The sequence below is a fragment of the Hymenobacter siberiensis genome (assembly GCF_018967845.1).
GTDB lineage: Bacteria > Bacteroidota > Bacteroidia > Cytophagales > Hymenobacteraceae > Hymenobacter > Hymenobacter siberiensis.
This window is the reverse complement of sequence record NZ_JAHLZZ010000001.1, coordinates 3,025,897-3,046,499: the sequence shown is the minus strand read 5'-3', so window position 1 is coordinate 3,046,499 and position 20,603 is coordinate 3,025,897. Positions and strand designations below refer to the sequence as shown.

Here is a 20,603-nt window from a genome sequence, read left to right as displayed (position 1 = left end):
CATGTCTGCCGAAAAGCTGGCCTTTCTGCAAAACTTCTACACTGATGTGACGCTCTACGTGCCCGCCGAGCCGGCTGCCGAAGCGCCCGTTGCCGCCGCGCCGATTGCGCCGGCAGTTGCCGCCCAGCCCGCGCTCGCGCCACCGCCGGCCCCAAAACCCGAGCCGCCCGCGCCAACCCGCACCTCCAGCATGCCGCCCATGGCTTACAGTAAGCCCTCGGCCGGCCTGGAGCGGCTCACGTCCAGCGCCCTGCACCCGGTAGCGGCGGCGGGGCCGCCCGCGCCGGAAACACCGCGCCCGGCCCCGGCTGCTTCGGCCGTGCCGCCGGTTATGCGCACGCCGTTCACGGTGATGGGCGATAATGCGCAGGGCGTAATCCTGCTGTTCCGCCTGCCGTCGGACCAGTTTCTCAAGATGCACCGCAACGTGTTTCTAAACAAGATGCTTCAGGCCCTGAGCCTAGTGATGGCCGACGTGCTGCTGGTGAACGTAGAGTCGGACCTGCCCGTGGCGCTGGTGAACCTGCGCCGGGAGCTGGCCGCCACGCGCATCGTGGCCTTCGGCAAAAACCTGCTCGATACCACTATCCGCAACACCCAGATTTACGAGCCGGTGCAGTTTCCCAGCTTGGGCCTCTCCTATCTCGCATCGGCTACCGTCGATTTGGTGGAGTACGATGTCAGCCTGAAAAAGCGCCTTTGGCCCGGCTTGCAGCGCATGTTTCTGGGGTGATTTCTGTTTTATTTTCAACTAAAGACCAAGGTGGCAGAGTGGAGATTGCCGTCGTGCGTAAGCCCGCCGGAGGAAGCTTTTAGCGGTTCCTCCGGCGGTTCGAATCCTACCCCTGGTCCAACAAAAACGGCCCGTCTGAAATCAGACGGGCCGTTTTTGTTGGTTGCTAATATGCCTATTTCAGCACCTCAGCCAGCTTGGCCGACAGGGCTTCGCCGCGCAGGTTTTTGGCGATGATTTTCCCCTGCGGGTCAATCAGGAACGACTGCGGGATAGCCTTCACGCCGTAGGCCGCGCCGGCTACGCTTTGCCAGCCGGCCAGGTCCGAAACGTGGTGCCAGGTGAGGCCGTCGGTGGCAATGGCTTTTTCCCACTTGCCCTTCTCCTGGTCCAGCGATACGGAGTAGATGGTAAAGCCTTTGCCCTTGTCCTTGAACTGGTTGTAGGAACGTACCACGTTGGGGTTTTCCTGGCGGCAGGGGCCGCACCAGCTCGCCCAGAAATCAATAAGGACGTATTTGCCACGCAGGCTGCTCAAGGCCAGCTTGGAGCCGTCGGGCTGGGGCAGGTTGATTTCGGGGGCCATGGCGCCCTGGGCGGTGGCGCGCATCGGCTCGAGGCGGGCCGTGAGCTCCTTGGTGAAGGGCGAATTGGGGTTGGCCTTGCGCTGAATGGTTGCCACGGAGTCGGCAAACATGAACTCCTCTTCGGGATTGATGAAAGCGCCCACCGCAAAGCCGCCCACTACAGACGTCACGTTGCGCCGGACAAGGGCCTTAATCTTGGCCGTATTACTGCCCTGAATGGCGTAATACTCCTTCTCGATGGCCTTCATCTCCTCGGTTTTGCCGGCCTGCCCGGCCGCGCCGTAGCGCTTGCTGATGTCTTCAAGCTGGCCCTTGCTGCCCTCCATCACCTGCGTGAGCTGGCGCAGTACTTCGGCATCTTTGCTGCCCTTTACGCTGTAGGTGGTGGGCAGGCTTTTGGCGTCGCCGCTGAGCTCTACGCGGGTTTTATTATCGAGCAGCAGCAGCACCTGGTTGGCATCGTCCAGCTTGAGCTGGTAGATACCGGGGGTCGCGGTGGCACCTTTCAGGGTAAACTTACCGGCGGCATCGGTTTTGGCGGTGACCTTCTCTACAAACTGGTTGGAGTTGAGCTCCGAAAGGTGCAGCACGGTACCGGCCGGGGCGTTTTTCAGCTGGCCCGAAATCTCGTAGCCATCGGCGGCGGCGGCATTCTGGCAGGCGTTGGCCATGCCCAGCACGGTGGCAGCCAGGAAAACAGATTTTATCATTGGGTGAGGCATGTGCGTGAACTTGTGAATCAGAATGGCCAACGCGAGGCCGTGGATGGTTTGTTCCTCTCTGTCATCCTTCGCAAGCTCAGGATGACAGAGAGGCTCTGGATAACAAAAGCTTGCTTACCCGTCCAGCCCGGCGCGCAGCAGCTGGTTGGCCAGCTTGGGGTCGGCCTTGCCGCCGGTGAGCTTCATGAGCTCGCCCATGAACATACCGGTGAGCGACTTTTTGCCGGCGCGGTACTCGGCCACTTTGGCGGGGTTGGCATCTAGCACCTGCTGCACCAGACCGGCCAGCTCGCCGTTGTCGGCCTGCGTGAGCAGGCCCAGGCTTTCGGCCGCGCCGGTCGCGTTGGCCGTCGGATGGTCGAGCAAATGCGGAAACAGTTGCTTGCTGGCCACCGAATAGTTGATTTTTCCGGCGTCAATCAGCTCGATGATACCGGCCAGCTGCGCGGCGTCGAGCGGAAAATCCGCCATGGTGAGGGCCCGCTCGTTGAGGTAGGACTTCACGGGGCCCATCACCCAGTTGGCAGCCGCTTTGGCGTTGGGCGTGAGGCGCGCGAGGTCGTCGAAGAACAGGGCCACCTCCTTCTGGTCGATGAGGACGGAGGCGTCATAGTCGTTCAGGCCCAGCTCGCCCACGAAGCGCGAGTAGAGTTGCTGCGGCAGCGCCGGCAATTCGGCGGCCACGCGGTGCAGCCACTCGTCAGAAATCACCAGCGGGGGCAGGTCCGGCTCGGGGAAGTAGCGGTAGTCGTTGAGGGTTTCCTTGCTGCGCTGGCCGTTGGTGGTACCGCTGGGGGCGTCGAAGCCCCGGGTTTCGCTGTCCACTTCGCCGCCGGCTTCGATGATGGCAATCTGCCGCTCGATTTCGTAGGCAATGGCGCGCTGCACGTTGCGGAAGGAGTTCATGTTCTTCACCTCCACCTTCATGCCGAACTGCGCGGCCCCGTGCAGCATCACCGAGATGTTGGCATCGCAGCGCAGCGAGCCTTCCTCCATGTTGCCGTCGCAGATGCCGAGGTACTCCACCAGCTTCTTAATTTCGGTGAGGTAGGCGTAGGCTTCGTCGCCGGTCCGGATGTCGGGCTCACTCACGATTTCGATGAGCGGCACGCCGGCGCGGTTCAGGTCCACGAGGGTTTCGGTTTCACCGGCCAGGTGCATCGACTTCCCGGCGTCTTCCTCCATGTGAATGCGGGTGATGCCGATGCGCTTCACCTCCTCACCCACGCGCACGTCGAGGTGGCCGTCGTAGCAAATCGGGGTTTTGTCCTGCGTAATCTGGTAGCCCTTAGGCAGGTCGGGGTAGAAGTAGTTTTTGCGGGCAAACAGGTTGTCGCGCCGAATCTGGCAGTTGGTAGCCAGGCCCATTTTCATGGCAAATTCCACGGCCGTGCGGTTCACTTTGGGCAAGGTGCCGGGGTGGCCGAGGGTGATGACTGACAGATTGGTGTTGGGGGCAACGCCGTACTCGTTCTCATCGGAAGAGTACATTTTGCTGTGCGTGAGCAGCTGGGCGTGAACTTCCAGGCCGATAACGGGCTGGTATTTGGCAAGGGTGGCTTCGTCCATATTCTGAAAAAACGCGGGGTCTTACTAGGTATTCAGCCTTAAAGGTAACGGGTAGGCGGAAGCTGGCCCGCATAGCGGGGTAGCCCAGCCCCGATTTCTCGGCATAACGGCAACCGGCCGGCCCATTTTCTAGCGCTGTCGTATTCGGTAGCCGCCGTAATACGGCTGGCGCGTGGGGGCCTCGAGGGTGTAAAAAAGGGGCACGGTGAGGTAGCTGGTCATCACCTGCCCATCGCGCCGGCCGGGCACAAACTGCCGCTGGAGGCTGGCCACCGCCCGCAGCACGGCACTATTGAGGAACCCGGCCGTGGACTGCACCACGCGGGCGTGGGAAATGCGGCCGTCGGGGGCCACGGCCAGCTCTACGTCTACTTCGCGCCGCCAGCCATACTGCACCATGTCCGGCAGGTGGCCCACGGCGCGGCGCGCGGCGGCCAGCTCCTGCCTATTAAGGCGCACCGCCTTGGTGAGTTCCTTTAGCAGGCGCTCTTCGCCGCCGGGGTACAACGGCAATTGCTCGTAGGCGAAGTAGGGCACGGGGTAGCCGTTGGCATCGTAGCAGGTACCCACGCCGCAACGGCCGTCCTGGCAATGCTCGCGGCGCTTGAGGGTGCCGTCGGGATAATACGTAAGCAGGTCGCCGTGGCGCACGCCGCGCACGTAGTCCTCCTTGGTGCACATCTGGCCGCTCTCGTACCAGGTGGTGACGCAGCCGTAGCGCACGCCCCGCGCCACGTTGGCGTAAGGAATGTATTGCTTCAGATTGCCCGAAGGATAATACAGCCGCGTGGTGCCGCTGAGGCTGTCGCGGAACGTCGTTTCGGCGCATATGGCCGTGGTATCAGAGGAATTGGCGGGCTGGTAGTCGGGCGTGAAAAAGCTACTGATGGGGCTGGGCGTAGCTGCCCGGGGCGCTTGCGCCCGGCCGGCCAGCGACCCCGCCAGCAAAAGGCTCAGATAAAATAACCGTGTATTCACCAGACAAGAAAAAAAGGAGCTGAGAACCCGGGAAACACTACTTGTCCTTGCCCAAAACCGTTGCGCGGGTCTGACCGCCCCAGGCGGGCTGAGCGGTTGTCGGCAGGGCGAAATCGTGCTCACTACAACCGGTCAGACCGCCTGGGGCGGTCAGACCCGCGCACCAGCTCGCCATTAAACAGTAGACAAATAGATTTGGGTAAGGACGAAAAAGCAGTGCCGGACTCTCAACTCTCCGAAATTACATACTGGTCGGCAAAACGCCAGCAGCTACTTAACTCAGCGGCTGCTGAAGTAGTTGTCACTGTTTCCTTTTTCCCATACGAATAGCTTACTCGGCCGCCAGGAAGGTGACTTTGGGGGCATCGTCGTAAGCGTTAGTCATGGCCCAGCCATTTACAGGGTGTCCAATTTTAATGGGCAGGTAATACAACACCGAAACCGGCTCCTGGTCCACCATTCCAGCGGCGACAAAAGGCTTTATTGCTTTCACCGCATCCAGCACGGCCTGGCCCATGCGGGCAGTTGGAGCGCGCACCACGGTAGTCCCGATGATGGTGGCTTCGGCATCAACCAACAGTTTGATGACAACGGTCCCGAAACCATGTCTGAGCACCTCTTCGGTGGGGAGCACGGCGGCTTGCTCAATCGCCGCAATCAGCCCGGCGGTACCCCTCGGGTACTGTGGCAGCTGTTTATCGGGTTGGCATTCCCTGGTCAGCCCGGCGGCGGTGAAGCATTGCTGGCTTACTTTCTTATCATGGGCGTACACAATGGTCCGGCTCAAGGCACCAGTGGCGTCAAAGAGCTGTAGCTCGCCCTGCCGCTGCCCGCCAGAGAAATCTTCCCGCCGGTACAACTTTCCGGCCTCGTCATAGCTCAACACTACGCCATGCCGGATACCCAGCCGAACATTGGCAAACGGGATAACCCGCCAGAGCTTGCCCGAGGGATAATATTCGCGCATAATACCGCTCACGCTGTCACGCATGGCTATCTGGGCCCAATGGTCGGCACCAACCGAGTTTGGCAGTTGTTTGCCAGTAGCCGTCAGGTAAATGGCTGCTTTCGGCGGGGCCGCCGGAGGAGGAGTTTGGCCAGATGCGCCAAAAGCCCCACCTACCAAAGCGGCAGTTACAACAAACCCTTCTTGTCAAACAACAACATACGGCAGCTACAGCGGGAGAAAACGGGTAGATTCAGGACCGCAGCCGCTTACTTCAGCGGCCGCGGCAGCTGCTGCATGGCCATCATCTGCTGCAGGCTTTTATTCATGCCTTCGTTCGAGCCGTCGAGGAAAATGACGTTGCCCTGGCCCTGCTCCGCGAAGTGCTTGATGGCTTCGGTCCACATCGAGAAATAGACCATCGCCGGGTCGAGGTTGTTTTTGGTCATTTCCTCCACGGCGTGGGCCAGGCCCTTGGTTACTTCCTCGCGGAACAGGGCCACACCCTGGCCGCGCAGCTGGGCCGCGATTTTCTCGGCTTCGGCCGCGATTTTGATGGCGTTGCCCTCGGCTTCGGCCGCTTTGGTTTTGGTGATGAGCAGGGCCTGGCCTTCGTTTTCGGCGGCGGCTTTCAGGTTGTTGGAGGCCACCACTTTGGCCATCGAGCGCATGATTTCCTCGTCGAAGGCAATATCATTGAGCTGCAAATCAATGAGATGGTATCCCCAGCTTTCGAGCGTGGCATCGAGCTGGTCCTTCACGTGGAGCACGATTTCGCCGCGCAGGCTGAGCACCGCCGCCTGCCGCTGCGTGGCCACAAAGGCCCGGATGCTACCCTCCACGGTCCGCACCAGCGCCTGCATCAGGCTTTGCTCATCCACGAACTTGAAGGCCACGTTCTTGATTGCTTCCTCGCTCTGGTCGAAGGCCGCGTACACCAGCATGGCCTTGAAATTCACATTGGCCTGGTCGATGGTAATGGCCTGGAAATTAAGTTCCAGCGAGCGGTTCTGGATGGAAATCCGCTTGTACACCGCCTCAATAAACGGCAGTTTGAAATTCAGTCCCGGCGACATAATGCGCCGGTACTTGCCGAATACCGTGACCACCGCCACCGTGCCCTGCGGCACAATGACGTAGCAGAGAAACAGCGTGAGGGCAATAAGCCCGAGCAGAATGAGGGCGAAGGTGGACATGAGGCTGAAGAGTCAGTTTAGACGCTTGAAAAGTATTGCTTTTTTCCTACTGAATCGAAAAAGTTATCGGAACAGTGAAAAACACGTCCACCGTATCGCCGGAAATCTCGCCCGGCGTGAGGCGTCCCAGCGAGGCCACTGATTGCAGAACAGTGGCATTCAGAAGCGGGGAAGGTGATGTGACTATTTGGGAATTGCGAATAAAACCCGCATCATCCACCATAAAATTCACAAATACCCTGCCCTGTACCTGCGCCCTTAATGCCGCTGCCGGATAGCGTACTCCTTGTTGAATAGCCGCCACAATAGCATCGCTGCCGCCGCCCCGGTAGGTGGGCATTTTTTCCGGCACTGCCGTGCTCTCCGTTGCCGGCGTACCATCTGGCAAATACCCCTCACTATTGACGGCTTTGCCAGTTGAGTCGCCAGCCAGATAGATACGCGAGCGAATTTTACCATCGCGGTAAAACTGTTCGTAGGCACCCACTGGCAAAACTCTGTATTCGCACCGGCTCTTCACTTCGCCCGTTTCGTAGAAGCTGGTTTCTACGCCGTACTTCACGCCCCGCCCGAAGTGCAGATAAGGGACCACCCGGCGCAAGTTACCCGACGGATAGTAAACGCGCAGGTTGCCCCCGATGCTGTCGCGATACACCAGTTCTTCGCGGTGGTCGGCCTTCTCCGCCGAGGCAACCTTCTGACCTTTGGCCCCAATGTACGATACGCGCTTAGGCGGGATTGCCCCGAGCGCACTCTCTCGGGTGGGGCCGGTCGCCGAGGTGGGGCTGGTCTGGCCCAACGCCAGGCCAGCCCCCAACAACTGCCCCGCAACACAGCAGGCAATCCATTTAAATTTCATTGCTTACGGAGTTTAGTTGCTCACTATTTCGCGGCAATCAACCCTTCTGCCTTGGCAATCGCCGCTGCCAGCCCGGCCGCGTTCTTGCCGCCGGCCGTGGCGAAGAACGGCTGCCCGCCGCCGCCGCCCTGGATTTCCTTGGCCAGCTCGCGCACCAGCGTGGTGGCGTTGAGCTTGCCGGCCTGGGCAATTTCATCGGCCAGCATCACGGCTAGTTGGGGCTTGCCGTCGATTTCAGCGCCGAGGATGGCCACCAGGTTCGGCACGGCCTGACGCAGGTTGAAAGCCAGGGTTTTGAGGGATTCAGCCGAGCCGGCCTGCACTTGCGCGGCCAGGAAATTCACGCCGTTCAGCTCCTTCACCTGGCCCACCAGCTGGTCCTTTTGCTGATTGATGCTTTGCTGGGCAAACTGCTCAATTTGCTTGCGCAAGGTGGCAATTTCCTCGTTCTGCTTCTCCAGACTGGTGAGCAGATGCTGGGGGTTGCCGAGGGTTTCGCGCACCTGGTTGAGCAGGTCGAGCTGCTGGTCGACGTAGGCTTCGGCCCCGAGGCCGGTCACGGCTTCGATGCGGCGCACGCCCGCACCCACGGCACTTTCGGCCGTGATTTTGAGGTAGCCGATGGTGCCCGTGTTGGGTACGTGCAGGCCACCGCAGAGCTCCACCGAAAAGTCGCGGTCGAAGGTGATGACGCGCACGAACTCACCGTACTTCTCGCCGAACAGGGCCATGGCGCCCAGGTCTTTGGCCTCGGCGATGGGCACGTTGCGGCGCTCCACCAGCGGAATTTGCTGGCGGATGCGGGCATTCACCAGCTGCTCAATCTCGCGCAGCTGGGCCTCGGTCACTTTCGTAAAGTGCGAGAAGTCGAAGCGCAGCAGCTTCTCGTTCACCAGCGAACCTTTCTGCTGCACGTGGCTGCCCAACACCTCGCGCAGAGCGGCCTGCAGCAGGTGCGTGGCCGAGTGGTTCTGGCGAATCTGGGTGCGGCGGGCAGCGTCAGGAATGGTCAGGAAGTCGGCCGTCAGGTCCTGCGGCAGTTCCAGCACGGTGTGCACGATGAGGTCGTTTTCCTTCTTCGTATCAATCACGCGCACCTTGCTCAGCGGCGATTCGAGGTAGCCGGTATCGCCAATTTGCCCGCCGCTTTCGGCGTAGAAGGCAGTTTGGTCGAGCACCAGCTGATACTCGGTTTTGCCCTTGGCGGTGGTCTTGCGGTAGCGCAGGATGCGGGCCGGGGCCTCGTCCAAATCGTAGCCCACGAAGGCGGGCTGCTCCTCCGAATCGGCCACCGTTACCCAGTCGCTCTGCTCGGTTTCCTGGGCATTGCGGCTGCGGTTTTTCTGCTGGGCCAGCTCCTTCTGGAAGCCTTCCTCGTCCACGGTCAGGCCTTTTTCGCGGGCGATGAGGGCGGTGAGGTCGAGCGGGAAGCCGAACGTATCGGACAGCTCGAAGGCGGTTTTACCGTCGATAATGCCGCCGTTGGCGCGGGCTGCTTCTTCCAGCGCGTCGAGGCGGCGCAGGCCGGTTTCCAGCGTTTTCAGGAAGGCAATTTCCTCCTCCTCAATCACGCGCTGCACGAAAGCCGTCTGGGCTTTCAGCTCGGGGAAGATGTTGCGCATCTGCTCGGCCAGCACGGGTACGAGCTTGAACAGGAAGGGCTGCTTTTGATTCAACGACGAGAAGGAATAGCGCACGGCCCGGCGCAGAATGCGGCGAATGACGTAGCCGGCCTTCACGTTGCTGGGCAGCTGACCGTCGGCAATGGTGAAGGCGATGGTACGGATGTGGTCGGCAATTACCCGAATGGCGATGTCGGTTTTCTCATTTTCGGTGGTCGGCTGGTCGGTCACTTTAGCCGGGGCCGTGCCGTGGTACTCCACCCCTACTTCCTTGGCAATGAACTGAATGAGGGGCTGAAAAACGTCGGTATCGTAGTTAGACTTCACGCCCGACACCGCCATCATCAGCCGCTCGAAGCCCATGCCGGTATCAACGTGCTGGGCCGGCAGCTTCACCAGGCTCTTATCGGCCAGGCGCTGAAACTCCATGAATACGTTGTTCCACACCTCCACTACCTGCGGGTGGTCGGCGTTCACAAGGTCGCGGCCGGGCGTGGCCGCCCGCTCCTCATCGGAGCGCAGGTCGATGTGAATTTCGGTACAGGGGCCGCAGGGGCCAGTGTCGCCCATCTCCCAGAAGTTGTCCTTCTTATTGCCGGGCAAAATCCGGTCGTCGGTGGTGTATTGCCGCCAAAGATTTTGCGTTTCCGAATCAGCGGCGAGCTTATCACCCTCATCGCCTTCGAAATAGGTTACATAAAGCCGGTCTTTGTCAAGCTTATAAACGTCAGTGAGCAGCTCCCAGGCCCAGGCAATAGCATCGGTTTTGAAGTAATCGCCAAACGACCAGTTGCCGAGCATCTCAAACATGGTGTGGTGATACGTATCGTAGCCTACTTCCTCCAGGTCGTTGTGCTTACCACTCACGCGCAGGCACTTCTGCGTATCAGCGATGCGCTTATAAGGAGCAGGCTTATTGCCCAGGAAATAGTCCTTGAACGGAGCCATGCCCGAGTTGATAAACAGCAGCGTGGGGTCGTCCTTCACTACAATCGGGGCCGATGGCACAATGTGGTGGCCTTTGGAAGCGAAGAAGTCCAAAAACTGCTGGCGGACGTGGGAAGCGGTGGGAAGTGACATATTATGGAGGAGCACAGCGGCCGAAATAGCGGCAGATGCGGTTTTTTTAGGTACTTTTCGGCTGAATAGCAAAGGTAGCCATATGCCGTATAAAGAGCGCAGCATCGAGAAACAGTACTTTACCATTGGCGAGGTCGCCGCCCAGTTTAAGGTGGCCGAGTCGCTGGTGCGCTTCTGGGAAACCGAATTCGACGAGCTGCATCCCCGCCGCAGCAAGAAGGGCAACCGCCTCTACACGCCGCAGGATATTGAGATTTTTCGTACCATCTACCACCTTGTGAAGGAGCGCGGCTACACCATTCCTGGTGCCCGCGACATGCTCAAGCAAAAAGGCCCGCAGCTGAAGGAGAAGATTGATGTGGTGCAGAGCCTGGAAAAGGTGCGGGCCTTTCTGGTGAGTTTGAAGAAGGAGCTCGACGTGGCCCGGCCCGAGTAAGGTTACCCGATGACCAACGATACCCTTTTCCACGAGCTGGCCCTCACGCTGCTACCCGGCATTGGCCCACAGCTCACGCGGCAATTGATGAGCTACGGAGGCGCGGCCAAAACCGTGCTTACCATGCCGCCGGGCAAGTTGCGCCGCATTCCTGGTGTGGGCGCGGCCACCGTGGCTATCCTCACAGGCAATGCACGCGAAGCAGCCTTCCGCAAGGCCGAAATGGACTTGCGAAAGGCCCAAAAAGAAGGCGTAGAAATTCTGTTCTACACCAGCAAGCGCTTCCCCAGCCGCCTCAAGCAGATTGCCGATGCGCCTGCCATTCTCTACTACCAGGGCACGGCCGACCTAAACGCGCCCAAAATTGTGGCCCTCGTGGGCACCCGCCAGGCCACCGACTACGGGCGCGAGCAAACTGAGCGCATCGTGAGAGGACTGCTCCCCCATCAGCCACTGGTAGTAAGCGGCCTTGCCTACGGCATCGACATCATGGCCCACCGCGCCGCCCTGCAAGAAGGGTTGGAAACCGTGGGCGTAATGGCCACCGGCCTGGATATCATCTATCCTGCCGTGCACCGCAAAACCGCCGAGAAAATGCGCGAGCAAGGCGGCCTGCTCACCGAATTCCCCTTCGGCACCCCGCCCGACCGCTACAATTTCCCGGCCCGCAACCGCATCATTGCCGGGCTATCCGATGGCACGGTGGTAGTGGAAGCGGCCATAAAGGGCGGCGCCCTCATCACCGCCGAGCTGGCCCTGAGCTACGACCGCGACGTGCTGGCCGTGCCCGGCAATCTGGGCTCGGCCGCCTCCGAAGGCTGCAATGCCCTTATCAAGAGCAACAAAGCAGCGCTTTATCAGGAGCCGCTCGATTTGGAGCAGCTCCTGAACTGGGACGCGGCCCTGCACCAGTCCGGCAAGTTTAAGCCGGCGCCTTCTTACTCGGCCGATGACTTTACGGTCGAGGAATTTGCCCTCATCAGCGTGTTGGCTGCGGCCACGGGCCGCGAAGCCCAGATGGACGACCTGGCCTGGAAAGCCCAGCTGGCCATTCACGCCGTGGCTTCGCTGCTGCTGGGGCTGGAGTTTCGGGGCGTGGTGCGGGCGCTGCCGGGCAAGAAGTTTGCGTTGGTGTAATAAAGCTTCTTAGAAAGTCAATATTATGGGCATCCTGAGCGCGGCGAAGGACCTTATCGCGGCTGCATAGCCTCATTTAAGTGTAAGAAAGTCCTTCGCCGCGCTCAGAATGACAGACCCGCAAAAGACCCGACTTTCTAAACAGCTTCAATACAATTCATCGAAGCTGTTTAGAAAGTCCCCGAACGGTCATGCAGCGCGCAGCGCAGCATGACCGGTTGAGTACCTTTTGTGACTTTCTAAACAACCCCATCTACTTAACCTTAATCGAGTCTATAAACTGCTCAATAAATTATATAAGGTCATTGCACCAAATGCGTAGTTAGCGTTGCTATGGTTGAGCTTAAAAAACATGTGTCGATTGCTGAATCGGAAGGCCCTTTCCAGCGCCAGGATTCAGTGAAATGATTTACTGGCTGCTCAAATAGTTACAACAGCCTCCTCATAACGTGCCTTGTTCAAAGCATGTTATTGGTCAATGCGTTGTGAATATTAGCTCAACTATAGCAACGCTAACTGTGCATTTGGTGCAATGGCTCTATTATGGCAGCCGGTGACAGCCCAAACCGTGGACCCTGTATTTACGCCAGCAGGTATTTACAATTCCGGTGATGTGTACTCGTCATTGCAGCAGGCCGATGGCAAGCTCGTTGTATCGGGCGCTTACAGCCGGGTCAATGGCACTACTACGAGCTCCGTAGTGCGCTTAAATACCAATGGTACGCTGGATGCAGCATTTCAGCAGAACCTGGGTACGGGAGTGACTACTCGCGGCGTAGAGGCGCTTAGCAATGGACAATTGATGCTGGTTTCTTACTTAGGAGTTGGCAACCCGATAATAGCCAATGGCGTGACACGCACCGGGCTACTACGCCTGAACGCAACCGGTACGGCCGACGCCACCTTTGATGCAGGCACTGGCCCGGCGGGAGGGAACATTAACCATGCGGCCCAGCTTGCCAATGGCCAATTCATTGTAGTGGGCTCGTTTAGTGCTTTCAATGGCGTTACTACAGGCAACATCGTGCGGCTCAACGCCTCAGGGACAGTTGATTCCACCTTTAATGCTGGCAGCGGTAGCACTGATGAAATTGAGGGTATCACGGTTTTACCCACCGGTAAAATTCTCATCAACGGCTATTTTTTCAGCTATAACGGAAATCCAGCTAATGGACTTGCACGGCTGAACACCGACGGTAGCTTCGACCCCACTTTTGCGGCCGCCCTGCGTACCAACGAAGAAGCGGCCCAAATAGCCGTGCAGGCCGATGGCCGGATTCTGGTAGCCGGTGGCAGCTACGATAACTTGTTGCGCCTCATGCCCGATGGCAGCCTCGACAACACCTTCGCGTATACGCCTACCGCACCGTACCCTAATTACATCTACTCCGGCTTTGCCTCGCCTTTTGCGCTGCAGTCCGATGGGAAGATTCTGGTACTGAGTGCTCCTATCAATGCCTCGACTCTGCCGTCGCTGGCCCGCCTCAACCCCAACGGCACGGTCGATGCCACTTTCCAGATGGGCACCGGCCCCAACGGCAATTCCCGCACCGTGAGGGTACTGGCCAACAACAATATTCTGGTCGGGGGCTCCTTTACCAGTTTTAATGGCGTAACAGACCGGCAATTGCTGCAACTCACCAGCACCGGTGCAGTTGACCCGGCTTTTCAACCCATTTTCCAAAATAATGGCATCGTAGCTGCCGTGGTGCGCCAGCCGGATGGTAAACTCGTGATTGGGGGCTCATTTTACGAGGTCGGGGGCCAGGTCAGCCGGAGCATGGCTCGCCTGAATGTAAACGGAACGCTGGACGCAACTTTCAGCTCTTCGGTGGGCATCTCTACTCCCGTTGTTGACCTCGCATTGCAGCCCGATGGACGTATTGTGGCGGCTACGCGTGCTTCGGTCCAACGCTTCCTGGCCACGGGCATCCCCGATAATACCTTCACTGCCCCCAGCCTGACTGGCAGCACCCTCACCCGGCTGCTGCTGCAGGCCGATGGCCGCATTCTGGTTGGTGGGTCAGCTTATAGCCTCAATGGTGCACCCGCTAATACGCAGGGCCTGTTTCGGCTAATGCCAACCGGTGCGCCCGATAATTCCTTTGTGCTGAACACCACCGGCTCGGGACGTCTGACGGCCTTTCAGGCCATGGCCCAGCAACCCAACGGCAAGCTGCTGGTTGCCGGCTCGGCGATTCCGGCAGGCGGCACAACTGCCATTCGGACATTGGTGCGCCTCGAGAGCACCGGCGCAATCGATGCAAGTTTCACCGGTAGCGCCTTCACAAGTACCAGCGCTACGCTTCGCAGCCTAGCCGTGCAGCCCGATGGCAACGTGCTGGTAGGTGGCAGCTTTACGGCCTATGCCGGTACTGCCCGTGCCAATATTGTCCGCCTGAACCCCGGCGGCACCCTCGATGCCGGCTTTGTGCCCCCTACTTCTACTGGCACCATCTACTCGGTGCTGCTGCAGCCCAATAATCGCATTTTGCTAGGCGGCAGCTTCTCTAGTGCAAATTTGCCCAGCAACCTGGCCCGGTTGCTCAGCACTGGTGCCGCCGATGGCACGTACGCGGCCACTGCTACACCTAACAGCACCGTAAACACGCTGCTGGTGCAGCCTGATGGCGCCATTGTGGCGGGCGGTACGTTTTCCAGCCTGAGCGGGGCACCAAGCATTGCGGCAGCTCGCATCGTTGCTACGGGTGCAACCCAAATTGTCGCTTCCACCCTTCGGCAATGGTGCCGGATTTACGTTGTTATCGGCCCAGGCACCAACGGTGGCCCATTCAGCGCTACGCGCAGGGCTGACAATACGACAATTTGGGTTGCACCCGTTGCTACCAACGTGCTGCACGCGGCTGCTCCTAAGGCTGTAGCCGACCGTACTTTAGCCTGGCCCGTGCCTGCCCATGGCACGCTTACCGTGGCTCCCGATGGCAGCTCGCATCCGCAGGCCCTCGACCTGCTCGATGTGCTCGGCCGCACCGTACGCCATCAACCCATCAGCGGCGCGGCCCCGGCCACGCTGGCCCTCGAAGGCTTGCCTACCGGTACGTACCTGTTGCGCGTGAGCTACACCGAAGGAGCAGTTACGCGCCGCATTCAGGTGCAGTAATTGCCAATAGGCTTCTTTGAAAAAAAGGCAAACCTGCAGGTTTGCCCTTTTTTTGTGTCCGGGCAGCAGCTGTCCTACCTTGCACCTATGCTCTTGTTGAATGATATCCTGCTGCCCACCGCCACCCTGCCCCTGCCCAACCGCGGCCTGGCTTTTGGCGATGGCTTTTTCGAAACCCTGATTTTTGCCGAAGGCCGCCTGCACCTCGCCGCCGACCACCACACCCGCATGCAACAGGCCGCCGCCGCCCTGTACCTCACGCTGCCCGCCGCCCTGGCCACCCCCGAAGCGTTAGAAGCGACCCTGACCCGCCTCGCTACCGCCAACCAGCTACCCGCCGCCCGCCTGCGCCTGCAGCTTTGGCGCACCGGCGGCGGCCGCTACACCCCCACCACCGACGCCGCCGAATGGCTGGCCACCGCCGAAGCTTTCTTGCCTGAGGACTCAGCCATCGCGAATGCTGATTTTGCCGTCGAAAACCACTCTATTCATTCGCCGCTAAGCTTTTGCAAAGGCCCGCAGTCGTGGCTATACGTGCGGGCCGCGCACGAACGGCAGCAGCGCGGGCTCGATGAAATCATCCTCTGCGATGCGGCCGGGCATGTGGCAGAGGCGGGCGCGGCGGCTATTTTTTGGCTGAAAGATGAGGTGCTGTTTACGCCTTCGCTCGAAACGGGCTGCGTGGCGGGCGTGCGCCGGGCGCAGGTGCTGCGGGCAGCGCGGGCGGCGGGTATGGAGTGCCGGGAAGGGTTGTTTTTTAGAGAAGAGCTATTGGCCGCCGACGCCGTTTTCACGGCTAATGTGGCGGCGGTGAGAATAGTACATTCAGTAGCTGGCACAGCCTACAAACCTATTCACAATGGACTGATTACCATTTTGATGAATTTGGGTCAGGCTACTGAATAAAGTACCCCATTGGCACAGTAACCGTGTCGGCCCCGTTGGCTTTAGGTTCAAATTTCATCGACTTAATCACTCGTATTGATTCCGCATCCAACAAACTCAATGATTCTTCAGAAGCTCCGGCAGTCATATTTCGCTTAACGACCTCAATTTTTGCCGGTATTCCATCGGCCGAAATGATGGCCCTGACAAAAATGCGCCCTTCCGTCTGAGCACGTAGCGCCGGAACCGGGTACTTGGTCAGATGCTGAATCGTACGAATAAACTGAGCATATCCTGCCTGCCGGGCTCCCGAATCTGTTTCGTGCCAAAAACGAGCTAGTATGGGTGAAGCTTTCGGCACCGAATGGAGTCGTTCTGCAGCGGCTGTCTTCCTTATGGACCGCGCTGGCACTACTGGCACGCCGTGCTGCAAATGCAGCGGCATTCCCGGCGCAGAATATGAGTTGCCGCTGCTCTGCGCCTGCACAGTAAAGCTCCAAATCAGACAAAAAAGTAACAGTAGCTTAATCAGATATATTTCACTGCCATTCGAGGCCGCGCCTAAACTCCTAACGCTCACTGCGCGATAAACCGTATGGGTACCACCAGCGAATCCTGCACCGACTTAGACCGTACGAACCGCAAAGCCCCGAGCACCCGTTGCGCCTCCGCGTCGAGGGCCTGAATGGCACTAGGCGGGTAAGCGCTTTCGGGCAGCGCCAGCTCGCGCTTGGTGATACGCGGCGGCTGGCGCACCGAGCCGTCGGGCCGCACCAGTACGCGCACCAGCAGCCGGCCGGTGGGCAGCGGGACTTCGGGATGGTTGGGCGTGGGCCGGGCGGCCTCCGGAAATTTGGCGTGTTCCGATACAAATTCGAAAAACTGCGTGCGGCCCGCCGCCAGCTTGCCCGGGTCGGCTTCGTGCCAGAAACGGGGCAGAATGGGCGACTGTAGCTTCGCTACCGCTTTGGTCACGGGCAGGCGGCCCTGCGGCAGCATGGGAAAGCCCGGCGCGGCGTATTGGGCATGCGCCGTGCCGGCCGCCAACAGCGCGCTACCCAGCCATGCCAACCTTAGCGCGCGGTTTCTCATGCCGCCTATACGGCTACCGGCGCTTTTATCGCCGGCCAGGGCTCATAATTCTCCAGCTTGAAGTCCTCATATTGAAAGCCGAAAATATCCGTTACGTCGGGGTTTATCAGCATCCGGGGCAGCGGTTTGGGCTCGCGCTCCAGCTGTAGGCGGGCCTGCTCCAGGTGGTTGCTGTAGAGGTGGGTGTCGCCGCCGGTCCAGATGAACTCGCCGGGTTGCAGGCCCACTACCTGGGCCACCATGAGGGTGAGCAGCGCATAGCTGGCAATGTTGAACGGCACGCCCAGAAACACGTCGGCCGAGCGCTGGTAGAGCTGGCACGAGAGCTTGCCATCGGCTACGTAAAACTGGAACAGGGCGTGGCAAGCGGGCAGTTTCATGGCCGGCAGGTCGGCCACGTTCCAGGCCGAAACCACCATGCGGCGCGAGTTGGGATTGGTGCGGAGCTGCTGAACAATCTGCGAAATCTGGTCGATGTGACCGCCGTGGCCGTCGGGCCAGGAGCGCCACTGGTAACCGTACACGGGGCCGAGGTCACCATTGGCATCGGCCCATTCATTCCAAATTTTTACGCCATTCTGCTGCAAATAGGCAATGTTGGTATCTCCTTTCAAAAACCAGAGTAGTTCATGGATGATACTTTTAAGATGTACCTTCTTGGTAGTGACCAGCGGGAAGCCGTCAGCCAGATTGAACCGCATTTGATGCCCAAAAATAGACATTGTGCAAGTGTCAGTTCGGTCCGTCTTAAGAGTGCCGGTATCGAGAATCTGGCGGAGGAGGGCTTGGTATTGAATCATGGGGAGGCAAAGATAAAACGCGGACGGGGGCGGACGGCGGGCGGACGGCGGGCGGACGGCGGGCGAATGCCGGCCGGCTCCTACTTAGTCATTTTTTTGCGCTACGATTCTTCGTTCCAGGCGTCCAATTGCGCCAGAAAGGCCTCCGCATGGGCTAAGTGGGCGTCCCGCTTTGCTTCGCTCATCTTGTCGAACATCTTCACCAGCATACCCAGCCGAGGATTAGTGGTAAAAAAGTCGCGGTTGACGTGCATGAAGCGCCAGAACAGGCCGTCCCAGGTGGCCTGCCAGTCGCCCTTGGGCCAGTCGCCCATCTTCAGCAGGTAGTTGCTACCGCTGATGTACGGCTTGGTGGTCATCAGGCCGCCATCGGCAAATTGGGTCATGCCGTACACGTTGGGCACCATCACCCAATCGTAGGCATCGATGTACATTTCCATAAACCAGCGGTGCACTTCGTCGGGGTCGAACTCGCAGAGCAGCATGAAGTTGCCCATCACCATCAGCCGCTCGATGTGGTGGTTATAGGCACCGGCCAGTACTTTCTTTATCACGATATCGACCGGCCCGATACCCGTGGTGCCGGTCCAGAACGCGGGCGGAATCCGGCGCTCGAAGCCCCAGAAGTTGCGGGTGCGCTGCTTGCGCCCCTCCCGCTCATACACGAGGCGGATGAACTCGCGCCAGCCCACTATCTGCCGTAGAAAGCCTTCCAGCGAGTTCAGGGGCACGTCGTGGCGGGCGGCGTGGGCGAGCGTCGCATCAATAATCTGCTGCGGGTTGAGCAGACCAATGTTCAGCATGGGCGTGAGCAGGGCGTGGTAGAGCACCGGCTCGCGGGCCACCTGGGCATCTTCGTACACGCCAAACTTGGCCAGCCGGTGCGCCAGAAAATTAGCCAGCCAGGCCTGGGCGGCTTCGTGGGTGGTGGGGTAGCGGAAATCGGCGGCTCGGCCGTAGTGGTCCGCAAAGTGGGTTTCAACGTAAGTAATAGCCTCGCTCACCTCGGCCGTGGGCGCGGGCCAGGGCAGCGCGGGCACGGTTTCGGTTTTGGGAAACTTCTCGCGGTTGTCGGTATCAAACGTCCATTTGCCGCCGGTGGGCTGCCCGTCGGGTTCCAGCAGCAGGCGGCGCTGCTTGCGTTGGGCCACGTAGAAATCGGTCTGGAAATACTTCTTACGCCCCGCGAAAAAAGCATCACCGTCCGCCCGCTCATTCAGGAAATTGGGGTTAGGATGCACCGTAAGGTCGATTCCAACCCGTTGGACTGCCTTTTTGATGCGCCGCCCCAGCCAGTCGTCCACCGGGTCGATGACGTGCAGCTCGCGCAATCCGGCGGCCGAGGCCTGGGCAATCCACTGGCGCACATCGGCGGCGGGCTGCCGCGCCTCCACGTACTGGCAGGTAAACCCGCGCGCTTCCAGCCGCCGCCAGTAGGCCTGCATACTGGCCCGGTGCAGCACCAGCTTCTGCTGATGAAACCGAAAGTGGGTGAAAAACAGGGGTTCTTCAAGGAGCACCACCGGGCGGCTGGATTGCAGAGCCGGGTGCTCGTCGTAGAGTTGATGGGGGAAAAGCAGGAGGGTTTCGGCCGGCGAGAGAGACATATAGCAACGTTATTGGCCCTATTGCTACAAACCTTCGGGGCGATGGTTCAGAAGCGCCATTGGTGGCCGTGCGCGAAGAGCGGATATATGTTAAAAACACTTACTCAAGGAGCTTCTCCGGCATTTGCAGCTACATTTAGCATCACTCAACGGTTCATTACTTCCAATGCACATGAGCGCACCACACTTGGGTATCGATGACGAAGACTTTAGCTTTGACCTCATTCCAGCTATAGAAAAGTCATTTGGCATCCGTTTCGGGCAAACCGACTTCGAACAAATCAAAACGTACGGCGAGTTTTGCACGCTCGTGTATTCCAAACTACCGTTGGCATGCGCATCCGACTGCACCTTGCAACAGGCCTTTTATAAATTGCGAAAAGTGCTGCCAACCGGTACGGCGGCTATCGAACCCAATTCCTTGTTGGCCGATATTCTTCCAGCGCAACGGGTACAACGACGCTTAGCCGCACAAGCCATCGAACGGGCACTAAACATGAAACTAGACATCTTGGGTATGCCTTCTCTGGCGCAGAACGTCTGCATCGGCCTGCTCATTGGCTCAATCTTCGGCCTGCCAGTGGCAGCGTTGATAGGACACATCACCAACTCGACCATCGGCTGGTGGGCTTGTCTGGCGAGTTTCACGGTTTCCATCATTGGCCTGGATATAGGTACCCGGCTGGGTACGACCATTCAATTTGCCACTGTCGGCGAAGTCGTAAACGCCATGAGCTCCCGCTTTTATCGGCAGTCCCGACGCGACCCCAGCACGGCTAACAAATCAGAGCTTGCTCGTCAACTGAATATTTTATTCAGTCATCACACCGGCATCGAACCAGCTGCATTAACTCCAGATGCCATCTTAGTTTAAGAAACCAAAAAGCCGCCTCGTTCCCGAGGCGGCTTTTTGGTTTTCAGCGGCGGCCGAAGCCGACAGCAACTACAGCTTAACGACAGCCACCGGCTTGGCGACGGGCTTCACGGCGGCGGTTTTGGCGCCTTTCATGCAGCACGACGAGCCGGCGGCCATGCCGCCTTTCATGGCGCAGGCTTCTTTCTTATTTTTCTTTTCGGCTTTGGCTGGGCCTTCTTGGGCAAAAGCGGTGCTGCCGGCGAAGGCAAACAGGGCGAGGGCAAGCAGGGTCTTTTTCATGGAAAACGAAATGGGGTGAGGGAAACAAAAAGGGAAAACGCACGGTTTTCAACCCTAAGATACACACCCGCCGCCTG

Annotated in this window: 18 protein-coding genes; 6 read left to right on the top strand and 12 right to left on the bottom strand. The window is 59.3% G+C overall.

The window, feature by feature from the left end; genetic code table 11:
- Window position 1 precedes the first annotated feature (1 nt).
- Window positions 2–733 carry a hypothetical protein gene (locus KQ661_RS13245; RefSeq protein ID WP_216726189.1) on the top strand — a complete coding sequence of 244 codons (732 nt, stop codon included), beginning with the start codon at window positions 2–4 and terminating at the stop codon, window positions 731–733.
- Between the two features lie 175 nt (window positions 734–908).
- Here the strand turns inward: KQ661_RS13245 and KQ661_RS13240 are convergent, their stop codons facing one another.
- From KQ661_RS13240 to alaS, 7 genes are all read right to left on the bottom strand, one after another.
- Entirely contained in the window at window positions 909–2,030 is a 1,122-nt protein-coding gene (locus tag KQ661_RS13240) for a TlpA disulfide reductase family protein (protein ID WP_216727244.1), read from the bottom strand.
- 126 nt (window positions 2,031–2,156) lie between these two features.
- A complete protein-coding gene (gatB, locus tag KQ661_RS13235; protein ID WP_216688787.1) occupies window positions 2,157–3,611 on the bottom strand; it encodes an Asp-tRNA(Asn)/Glu-tRNA(Gln) amidotransferase subunit GatB in 1,455 nt (484 codons plus the stop codon).
- Between the two features lie 129 nt (window positions 3,612–3,740).
- A complete protein-coding gene (locus tag KQ661_RS13230; protein ID WP_216727243.1) occupies window positions 3,741–4,589 on the bottom strand; it encodes an energy transducer TonB in 849 nt (282 codons plus the stop codon).
- A 331-nt stretch (window positions 4,590–4,920) separates the two neighbouring features.
- A complete protein-coding gene (locus KQ661_RS13225) occupies window positions 4,921–5,580 on the bottom strand; it encodes a hypothetical protein (protein ID WP_216727242.1) in 660 nt (219 codons plus the stop codon).
- A 224-nt stretch (window positions 5,581–5,804) separates the two neighbouring features.
- Entirely contained in the window at window positions 5,805–6,731 is a 927-nt protein-coding gene (locus KQ661_RS13220) for an SPFH domain-containing protein (protein WP_216727241.1), read from the bottom strand.
- A gap of 46 nt (window positions 6,732–6,777) precedes the next feature.
- Window positions 6,778–7,590: an energy transducer TonB gene (locus KQ661_RS13215; RefSeq protein WP_216727240.1), complete on the bottom strand. Its 813-nt coding sequence runs from the start codon at window positions 7,588–7,590 to the stop codon at window positions 6,778–6,780.
- Between the two features lie 23 nt (window positions 7,591–7,613).
- Window positions 7,614–10,292: an alanine--tRNA ligase gene (alaS, locus tag KQ661_RS13210; RefSeq protein WP_216727239.1), complete on the bottom strand. Its 2,679-nt coding sequence runs from the start codon at window positions 10,290–10,292 to the stop codon at window positions 7,614–7,616.
- Window positions 10,293–10,374: 82 nt separating this feature from the next.
- Between alaS and KQ661_RS13205 the strand changes: the two genes are divergently transcribed.
- From KQ661_RS13205 to KQ661_RS13190, 4 genes are all read left to right on the top strand, one after another.
- Entirely contained in the window at window positions 10,375–10,728 is a 354-nt protein-coding gene (locus tag KQ661_RS13205; protein ID WP_216688781.1) for a MerR family transcriptional regulator, read from the top strand.
- Window positions 10,729–10,737: 9 nt separating this feature from the next.
- Window positions 10,738–11,865, top strand: a complete 1,128-nt coding sequence (gene dprA, locus KQ661_RS13200) for a DNA-processing protein DprA (RefSeq protein ID WP_216727238.1) — start codon at window positions 10,738–10,740, stop codon at window positions 11,863–11,865.
- Between the two features lie 568 nt (window positions 11,866–12,433).
- A complete protein-coding gene (locus KQ661_RS13195; protein WP_216727237.1) occupies window positions 12,434–14,986 on the top strand; it encodes a T9SS type A sorting domain-containing protein in 2,553 nt (850 codons plus the stop codon).
- 87 nt (window positions 14,987–15,073) lie between these two features.
- On the top strand, window positions 15,074–15,892 hold the full coding sequence (locus KQ661_RS13190) for an aminotransferase class IV (protein ID WP_216688777.1): 819 nt from the start codon (window positions 15,074–15,076) through the stop codon (window positions 15,890–15,892).
- Here the strand turns inward: KQ661_RS13190 and KQ661_RS13185 are convergent.
- The 4 genes from KQ661_RS13185 to KQ661_RS13170 all read right to left on the bottom strand — a co-directional run bounded on the left by KQ661_RS13185 (window position 15,882) and on the right by KQ661_RS13170 (window position 19,370).
- On the bottom strand, window positions 15,882–16,316 hold the full coding sequence (locus tag KQ661_RS13185; protein ID WP_216688776.1) for an energy transducer TonB: 435 nt from the start codon (window positions 16,314–16,316) through the stop codon (window positions 15,882–15,884). The two genes, KQ661_RS13190 and KQ661_RS13185, sit on opposite strands and share 11 nt — an antisense overlap.
- A 131-nt stretch (window positions 16,317–16,447) precedes the next feature.
- Window positions 16,448–16,942 (bottom strand): hypothetical protein, encoded by a 495-nt coding sequence (locus tag KQ661_RS13180; RefSeq protein WP_216688775.1) that lies wholly within the window; start codon window positions 16,940–16,942, stop codon window positions 16,448–16,450.
- 26 nt (window positions 16,943–16,968) lie between these two features.
- The gene (locus tag KQ661_RS13175; protein WP_216726178.1) at window positions 16,969–17,763 is read right to left on the bottom strand and encodes a thymidylate synthase; all 795 of its coding nucleotides are present in this window, start codon (window positions 17,761–17,763) and stop codon (window positions 16,969–16,971) included.
- A 101-nt stretch (window positions 17,764–17,864) separates the two neighbouring features.
- Window positions 17,865–19,370 (bottom strand): cryptochrome/photolyase family protein, encoded by a 1,506-nt coding sequence (locus tag KQ661_RS13170; RefSeq protein ID WP_216727236.1) that lies wholly within the window; start codon window positions 19,368–19,370, stop codon window positions 17,865–17,867.
- A 172-nt stretch (window positions 19,371–19,542) separates the two neighbouring features.
- Here KQ661_RS13170 and KQ661_RS13165 point away from each other — a divergent pair, with 172 nt between their 5' ends.
- Window positions 19,543–20,244, top strand: coding sequence for an acyl carrier protein (locus tag KQ661_RS13165; protein ID WP_216727235.1), 702 nt, complete (start codon window positions 19,543–19,545; stop codon window positions 20,242–20,244).
- A gap of 69 nt (window positions 20,245–20,313) precedes the next feature.
- On the opposite strand, the gene KQ661_RS13160 is transcribed toward KQ661_RS13165, so the two are convergent.
- Entirely contained in the window at window positions 20,314–20,526 is a 213-nt protein-coding gene (locus KQ661_RS13160) for a hypothetical protein (RefSeq protein ID WP_216688771.1), read from the bottom strand.
- Window positions 20,527–20,603 lie beyond the last annotated feature (77 nt).